At 44.7% G+C, this 7,042-nt stretch carries 8 protein-coding genes; 1 reads left to right on the top strand and 7 read right to left on the bottom strand.

Translation table 11 applies throughout. The features are described 5' to 3' along the window. From P378_RS14845 to P378_RS14820, 7 genes are all read right to left on the bottom strand, one after another. Nucleotides 1-974 (bottom strand): hypothetical protein (locus P378_RS14845; RefSeq protein WP_099083798.1); only part of this gene is annotated, 974 nt, incomplete at its 3' end. Continuing rightward, nucleotides 971-2,560, bottom strand: a complete 1,590-nt coding sequence (locus P378_RS14840) for a coiled-coil domain-containing protein (RefSeq protein WP_099083797.1) — start codon at nt 2,558-2,560, stop codon at nt 971-973. The genes P378_RS14845 and P378_RS14840, both read right to left, overlap by 4 nt. Beyond that, nucleotides 2,557-3,018, bottom strand: a complete 462-nt coding sequence (locus P378_RS22120; protein WP_238473282.1) for a hypothetical protein — start codon at nt 3,016-3,018, stop codon at nt 2,557-2,559. Before P378_RS22120 ends, P378_RS14840 begins: the two co-directional genes overlap by 4 nt. Nucleotides 3,019-3,139: 121 nt before the next feature. Next, complete coding sequence (locus tag P378_RS22115; RefSeq protein WP_238473281.1) at nt 3,140-3,991, bottom strand: hypothetical protein; 852 nt, start codon at nt 3,989-3,991, stop codon at nt 3,140-3,142. A gap of 356 nt (nt 3,992-4,347) precedes the next feature. Beyond that, the gene (locus P378_RS14830) at nt 4,348-4,542 is read right to left on the bottom strand and encodes a hypothetical protein (RefSeq protein ID WP_099083796.1); all 195 of its coding nucleotides are present in this window, start codon (nt 4,540-4,542) and stop codon (nt 4,348-4,350) included. Nucleotides 4,543-4,571: 29 nt separating this feature from the next. Next, on the bottom strand, nt 4,572-5,639 hold the full coding sequence (locus P378_RS14825) for a virulence RhuM family protein (protein WP_099083795.1): 1,068 nt from the start codon (nt 5,637-5,639) through the stop codon (nt 4,572-4,574). Further along, nucleotides 5,632-5,862, bottom strand: coding sequence for a helix-turn-helix domain-containing protein (locus P378_RS14820; RefSeq protein ID WP_099083794.1), 231 nt, complete (start codon nt 5,860-5,862; stop codon nt 5,632-5,634). Before P378_RS14820 ends, P378_RS14825 begins: the two co-directional genes overlap by 8 nt. 184 nt (nt 5,863-6,046) lie before the next feature. Between P378_RS14820 and P378_RS14815 the strand changes: the two genes are divergently transcribed. Further along, nucleotides 6,047-6,901 carry a DUF6550 family protein gene (locus P378_RS14815; protein ID WP_099083793.1) on the top strand — a complete coding sequence of 285 codons (855 nt, stop codon included), beginning with the start codon at nt 6,047-6,049 and terminating at the stop codon, nt 6,899-6,901. Nucleotides 6,902-7,042: the final 141 nt, after the last annotated feature.

Genomic DNA, 7,042 nt, shown 5'->3' with positions numbered 1-7,042 from the left:
AGCGCGGAGGTTACTTCAGGTATGAAGTCGTTCCTAATCAGAAAACTCACCTTGTCAAAAGCGTTATTCACTGGCCAAGACAAGAGCAACAGGTAATAGTATTCTCGGTTGGGTAAATGCCCGCCTACTCTTATTTTTGAATACTCCGCATCTTGCTTAGAAATAGTGGCCTTAAGCGGGTTATTGTAGTGTGCCTTAAGAGCAAAATACAGCCGCCTGAATTCGTATGAGGTAAAGCTGTCGTTCTGTGGTTCTTCGGGTTCGTCAGCGAATTGCAGAGGAGCATCTGCTACTCGCATAACCCTATAGAACGGACCCAACTCGCTTTTCCGCGCCACAGAGCAATCTGTCTCCATTCTCCTCCCCCAAGACTGCGAAGGGACATTATTTGACAGAGGATTAAAAAACTCAAGCTCATCAAGGTTAATGTCTCTGTCATAGAAATCAATGATGTCAAATTGAGATTGAAAATACTCCTCCCACGTTAAGTCATCTCTTATCAAAAACTCTCTCGCAGAGACCTTGTATGCTGTGGGGCTTGTAAATGCGCCAAGTCCATTCGCGGCGTATGTTGTGTTGGGAATACCGAAGAACAATGCTGTATTCCCAATAGGGATGCTCCGACCGTAATTGGCTAACCGATTTCGATTGTTATCGTCGGTCAGAAGATAACCAGTCTCCTCGTAAACTCTGCGGATGTGAACAGGGAAGCTCAACTGCGGATTACTGGTGTCAACGAATCTGTCGGCAACGGTTGGGAACAACTCGGAATACCGCGACATCAATTCGTTAAGCACGATTGTCTGGTTGTGCTTCGTCGTTCCGATAATTCCGTCCGACAGATTCTGAGCCGTGCGGAGACACCACTGTCCCAATGCCGAAAAGCAGAGCCTGTATACAAAGGAGTCTTCTGATTCGCCGCGATATCGGTCAATACCCATATCTGTAGACATAGCGGTCAACAACTCATTCATCGTGCAAACCACCCTTTGAATAGGTTTTTGTATGAACACCTTCCGGCATCTCCAGCGTATTTGATTAATCGCTCGGAGGTATTATAGGGCGCAATCTGCAACACGTCCACACAGTATGGTAAAACATCAAATGCCAACATACGGCATAAATCCTGCTCATCAGATATAGCGGTACATTTTTGCTCAATCAAACTTTGGAGGAAGCCAAACTCGCCCAGCATTTCTCTCAATAGAGAAGAATATCGATTATCCTGGGATATCCCTTGGAATTCAAACTCTACCTCCTCTACCGTTGACGGGTCTTCTGTTAATTCTGCATTGGCAGACAATGCCGCAATTCGGTTGAGGTTAAGATACTGGCAGTACCGCAAGAACTCTCCGGAAACGTAATGTATTGTTCTGTCATAGGCGACCGTCAAGAAGATGACTTTATCCCTATGGTCATCAAACAGCGACAGCAGTTCGGTTTCGTTACAGTTCCCGATGAAGTTGTCCAAGCAAACAACTCGTCCGGCAGATGACAGGAAACTGTCGACATCGTCTATTGAAAGGTCTTTGCTGAAAGCAAGCGTTTTCACATTTGATTGCCCGATTAGGGCGTTCGCAATGCACTTCATTAGAGTTGTACCCACACCCCGATTGACAACTATAGGTATTCCTTGAAATAGAATTTTGCTCAGGTGTTCTTTCAAAAGAGCGCAGTATTCAGAATCGGTAGATACGCCTATGTTTTCAAGGTTATATCCCAAGTAGTCTTTAAACTCTTCAATGTCGCTGGGGCATTTAGGTTTCAGAGCAGCTTGTTGCTCGGATGTCTTGGCAGCATGCTGCTTTTCTAACTCAGCCCTAATCTGCGCCTCAAGTTGCTGACTGCTGTTCTTTGCTTCAGCCAATTCGTTTCTGAGACCATTTATGGTTTCTTCTCGCACTTGAATCTTGGCTTCAAGTGCCACAATCATTTCCTTATCATTTTGTACGGTGGATTTCAGCTTCTCAAGGTCGGCGAGACTACGCTTAAGCACCTTAAATTCCGTATTGCGCTCGTTTAGCTTTGTTCCTGTTCTTTCCAAATCTGATTTTGCTGAATCGAGTTCGGCTTGTAGCCTCCTGATTTCAGATTCTTTGGCTTTCAATTCCTCCTGTAATTTATCCTGTTGGACAGACGCTTCCTTTGTTGCCGTTACCGCCGCACTCAATAACGCAATATACTCTTCCGAGTATTCTTCGTTAATGAGCTTGAAGAATAGACCGACATTGTCCACAAAGAAACAGAACGGCAATGTGTGTAAGAGGGCTAACTCCTTGCTGTCACCATCCTCCATCATTTTGGCGATGTGTTCTTGAATCTGAGAGAGCCAGTTACTAATATGTCTTTCGATGAAAGACGAAATGAAGTACTGGTTGCGGCATCTAAAGAGCAATGCACTTACTTGCGCCTGATTTTTCATACTCGTTGCTCGAAATCCGGGCATGATTTTTGCGAACTCTTTTGGATTCCTTTGAAAATAATAAATCGAATCCTGAAGCGGTATTACTGAGCATATGTAACGCACTTCATTTTCGGTCAGCTGAGGAAGATAATTCATAACCGCCCCTCCTCGATGAATTGTTTAGCCACCGTATTTATTAAGCCCGATGCTTCACACTTCTCGATGTACTGAGAAGCAGTTTTGCTAAGCGCACACGAACTGAAGACGCTTTTATCGAAGGCCTCTGTGCGTCTGTAATGAGAAAGTATATCGTCGAGCAATAATTCACCAGTCAACTCTTCTTGTTGACGAGGATAAATGCGGTCTGTAGGGTAGCCATAGTAGTAGCGTCTAATCTCGCCTTGCGGAGTAAGTGAAACGGACTGACCTTTGCTCAAACGTTTAACACCAGAGCGGTTGAACAAAAAGTATGTACTATCATCCGGCACGGTATATGTGCTTGCGGAACTTTCCGTTGAGGGAATCTCATCAAAACCATAGGGATGTTGTTCACCCTTGTCTATGATAATCTCAGCGTTCTTCTTGAACACTTTTGTTTTCGGCTTAACCGACACTTTTGAAACTCCATTGGTAACCCTATAAATGTCTTCCGAATGAACATTAATATTGCCGTGGGCTTGCAACTCAAAACTCGAGTATAAAAATGCATAGCCTGAATCTATTACCGAAACGTCATCAACCAGAGCCGCAGGCGGGCCACAATAGGGTCAGCGTTTCGGAGGCTTCCAATTGATAGCCCCAAGACAACACCAAGGCATCTATTTGAGCGGTCTTGTTTTTGATTGTCAGAACTTTCCCTAAGAATTTTCTGCCCATTGTTTCAAAACGAAATGTTTCATCTACATGTATTTCATCAGAGAAGCGGACTTCTTGCGGTACTGAATATTGATTCTGAAAAACGACGAAGTACGGAACATTTGTATACAAAACCGCGCCACGTACCAGCTTTGCTTTATAATCGCTATCGTTTCCTTGCAACTTGAAAAATATTGGTGTGTTGCCGGATTTGAAAAAATCGTACTTGCGTTTCGTCCCATTAAGGGTATTGGACAAGAAATAGCTGAAAGAGAATTTGTTAATAGGAATCAGCGTCGGGGCATCGGGCGCAAAATTCGTATTGTTAATCGGCAAAGTGAAGAACGCTTGCTCTGCAGCGGACGACCTTAGCTCGAAAACAACATTATGTTGCTCATAGGCATTAATCTCGTCGCCGCTGAAACGAAGCCCGAGACTAAATGTCTTGTTGCTCTTTTCAAAATAGAACTCGACTCTTTCACGATTGCTCTTTCGTGAGCGCGATTCTATGCTTAGCGCTCCGTATTGTCCCAGATAGTTTTCACACTCGACATCATTGTTGCCGCTGCGATGCCTGAAATGCGGCACCATACTGGTGCTGTACGCGGCGGCGACATAAACTTCTTCACCGCAGCAAGCGCATTCATACCGATACGGTTCAAAGCCGCCACTTTTGGCCGCCAAATCCGCAGATACCTCAGATTGAAGAATAGTATCATACGCCTTTCGCATTCCCACAACGCTCCTTTTAGCAAAATGTTGTTTAGAGATTTTCAGCCCTGATTAGGATTGTTTAGTTCATCCTTTTCAGCGGCCGCTCCCGACCGAATCCACTCGTCTATTTCGGAAATCTTGAACTTCCACTGCCGCCCGACCTTAGAGCATGATAGTTGTCGGCTTCTATGAGGGTATGCCAAGGTGTATCTTCTGAAGAGTTTTTTACTTTTGCAATAGGAGAAAGGGTAGGGAATATGGCTTCGCTGAATTGTGCCACAGCTACCAGGTCATCAAGTTTAAGTTCGAATATTTCGATATTCGCTTTCTGCATACAGGTCACTTTATCATTTTCAATCCGAAATATGTATCATCTATTCTCCCTGTCTTTTTGCAACTGTACTACCGATTCGGATGGGAACTCCATAGAGGGGAGTACATTCAGGAATATGCTCCTCAAAAACAAGACCGAATTTTTTATTTTTACTCATACGAGCAAACTCCTGCTCCAATCTTTCGCGAAGCGCAGCATCAGGAATTTGACGTATGAGATCGTTTATTGCCGCCATAAGATTAACCCCCTCCTAATACCTAAACTTTAGTCTTCATCCTCTGTTTTAGCTATCTGCTGTTCAAGGAGCTTAAGCTGCTTATCAAAATCTGACTCGAACAGCTTGTCCTGTATAATTCTGTATTTCTCAAATTCACTCTCGGCGTGTTCCTTAGCAATTTGGGCAGATATCCTGCCAGCGTCTGTCAAAACCTCGCGGTCATCTGCCTGCAGGAATATATCAAGTCGCTTTGCCCAATCCTCCATAGTCATCGGAATGTGACGGCGCGCTCTGTCCTCGGCTAAGTCGAGATATGCGGACACGATACGTTCCAAAGAAGATAACTCGTCCCGTGACAGATAGTTTTTTGCAACAGAAACATCGTAACGCTGTATTTTTCCGTCCGGTGCGTCTTCCCATGTAGTTAATCCCATGTGTTCTTTCTTTGAATCGGCTCGGTTATAAATTACTTCAGCTGCCGTCTGTCCGTGAACGGCAAAATGCATCTTGTTCTGAACCTTGGCGAAAAATTCACGGGTTGTCTTTGCGTCTTTATCATAATCGAGAGCGGTAGCGTAAATATCCGTGACTTTTTGATAAAACCTGCGCTCAGAAAGTCGTATCTCACGGATTTTTTCAAGCAGCTTATCATAATACTTTTCGGTCAATACTGAACCGCCATTTTTCAGACGCTCGTCGTCCATGACCCAGCCTTGAATCGTGTAGTCCTTCGCAATTTTATTAACCCATTTCCGGAACTGCACGGCGCGGTCCGAATTGATTTTAAATCCAATAGCGATAATCATCTGCAGATTATAATGTTTAACCTCACGAGTAACTTGGCGCGAACCTTCGGTTTGAACTATTCGGAAATTCCTAATAGTTGCTTCCGGCTCAAGTTCATGATCAGAGTATATTTTCGCAATATGCTCGTTGATTGTCGGTATCTCCACGTCATAAAGTGTTGCAAGCATCTTCTGTGTGAGCCATATATTCTCGTCTTCATAACGCATTTCAACGCTTTGAGGATTATCACCTGTCGCAGCGATGTATGTTAGGTATTCGGCGGCTGAGGAGCGAATATTTTTCTCCTCGGGCGGTTTCTTTTTACTCATCACCATCACCGCCTTTCGGTTCGTCTGGAATTATTTCCATGATATCGCCAATATCGCATTTTAACGCATTACAAATTTTCATCAGCACTGCAGTAGTTACATTTTCGTTTCGACCAAGCTTAGAAATAGCGCCAGGACTTATATCTGCCGCAGCTTGGAGATCTTTCTTTTTCATATCTTTGTCGATTAATAATTTCCATAGCTTTTTGTAGCTAACAGCCATGTTTTTCACCTCATCAGCAATAGTGGAATATCAATGATTAAAATTATACAATATTTTTTCACCAAACTCAATATAAATACATGAAAATAAAAGCATTTGCATTTTCGTGTAGAAATATCGCAAATAAGTATAGCTATCTCCTCAAGGCTGTGGTATGTTGTGTTGCTGAAAGGAGGTAGTTCAAATGAAGAAGCAAATTATCACCGGAATAGCCATTACCGCTTGTGTCGCGTTGTGTGCCGCTGTGTGGCCTCGGAGTGCCGAGGTCGAGGATTTACCCGCCGAACCGATAAAACCTGCCGTAATCGGCGAAATTGGGGCAAGGTTGGAAGAAACAGCAACAATTTTTCTCTCTGTGGATACTCATGCCCCTGAATTGGAGGCTGTCGCAGAAAATGAACCAGCGAAAAACGATATATCGGCAGAAAAAGAAACGCCTGAACCTGCATCAACGCAGAAAACCAAAGCCCAGGAATCACCGCAGCCACCGGAAGAACCGCACATGGGAGATGTTCGTGTCGTAAACGACGAGAAGCAAATTTACATCCTTGGTTTTGGATGGATTAAAGATGAGGGGGGCGGTGCTCTGGGAACAATGGTCGGCAACCCCGGCGATGATCTCACCGGCAATAAGGTCGGCCAGATGGGTGGCGGCGTAACTGTTCACGGTAAGGGCGATATCAACAAGCAGGTTGGTATCATGGGCGCTGGCGATGCTCTGGCGTCCAATAGCGACCCAGCCCCAGACACTAAGAAATATATCGATGGTAAGCTCCATGTATGGGTACCAGGGTTCGGATGGATTGAATACAGCGGTAAGCCGAGCATCGGCATAGTAGCCGAGGATATGTACAAGAATGGTCACAAAATCGGGTCTATGGGAGGTAGCGAATCACCAGCGAGGGACACAACTCCTCCTGCTGTTGAGCAGATAGAGCCAAAAGGTGATGAAATCCGGGAGTGTACAAAATTTTGTGTAGTGCGGCCGGGTAAGGTCGCTAAGTCTAGTGGGTGTAAGCCCCACCAGGGTAAAGCCTAACCAGCAGCCCTGTAGCCAGTTCTTGGAGGTTTTCAGGTAACTGAAAGCTTTAAGCGTAGAACGGCAAAATAGCGGGCCGAAAGCGAAAGCTGAAGTGATTGAGCTCCGAAATATGAATTGAGAATGGCCGATGTGGTTACA

This window comes from Desulforamulus profundi (assembly GCF_002607855.1).
The sequence above is the reverse complement of the archived record's forward strand: the minus strand, read 5'-3'. Positions and strand labels throughout refer to the sequence as shown.

Coding starts and splice junctions, on each gene's coding strand:
- P378_RS14840 (WP_099083797.1), bottom strand. CDS start 2,560: ATGAATTATCTTCCTCAGCTGACCGAAAATGAAGTGCGTTACATATGC.
- P378_RS14825 (WP_099083795.1), bottom strand. CDS start 5,639: ATGAGTAAAAAGAAACCGCCCGAGGAGAAAAATATTCGCTCCTCAGCC.
- P378_RS22115 (WP_238473281.1), bottom strand. CDS start 3,991: ATGCGAAAGGCGTATGATACTATTCTTCAATCTGAGGTATCTGCGGAT.
- P378_RS14815 (WP_099083793.1), top strand. CDS start 6,047: ATGAAGAAGCAAATTATCACCGGAATAGCCATTACCGCTTGTGTCGCG.
- P378_RS14820 (WP_099083794.1), bottom strand. CDS start 5,862: ATGGCTGTTAGCTACAAAAAGCTATGGAAATTATTAATCGACAAAGAT.
- P378_RS14830 (WP_099083796.1), bottom strand. CDS start 4,542: ATGGCGGCAATAAACGATCTCATACGTCAAATTCCTGATGCTGCGCTT.